Genomic DNA, 615 nt, shown 5'->3' on the forward strand with positions numbered 1-615 from the left:
CGGCGCGGTGGCCCGCGTTGCGGGAGGCGTTGGTGGACGGGACGATCGGGGTCGCGGGGCTGCTGGCGGCGATCGGGCCGATCGAGCAGGCCGGGTCCCGGGTCGGGACGGCTGACCGGTTGCGGGCGGATGCGGAATTGGCCGCGTACGCGCGGGGATTCGCGGAACCGGATTCGGAACCGGACGCTGGCGGGGAGGTTGGACCGGCGGCGACGCCGGAGGATCTGCGGTTGTTGGCGCAGGTGATCGTGCAGTATCTCGATCCCGACGGTGCGGAGCCGGCGGACGATATCGCGATGCGGGTGCGGGGGCTGACCCTCGGGCGCGCGAAAGACGGAGTCATCCCGATCCGGGGACGGTTGCTGCCGGAGGTCGCGGGACAGTTGCAGCGCCTGTTCGACGCGTACCTGAACCCGAAAGTCGACGGACCACCCGTCCCCGGAGTCGAGTTCCGGCCTTCGGACGCGACGAACTCGGAAACGAACTCGGAAACGAACTCGGAAACCCTCGATGACGGTGCGGGTATGGACGACGACGCGCTTCCGTCCGGTGACCCGGGGCGGATGGTCGACACCCGTTCACGGTCGCAGAAGCAGCACGACACCCTCGCCGCGA

Annotated in this window: 1 protein-coding gene; it reads left to right on the forward strand. The window is 69.9% G+C overall.

What is annotated here, in order from left to right; genetic code table 11:
• Positions 1–32: 32 nt before the first annotated feature.
• A partial coding sequence (locus OC372_RS19310) for a 13E12 repeat family protein (protein ID WP_262003900.1) occupies positions 33–615 on the forward strand: 583 nt, incomplete at its 3' end.

The sequence above is a fragment of the Microbacterium sp. Mcb102 genome, from assembly GCF_024519805.1.
Taxonomy (GTDB): domain Bacteria; phylum Actinomycetota; class Actinomycetes; order Actinomycetales; family Microbacteriaceae; genus Microbacterium.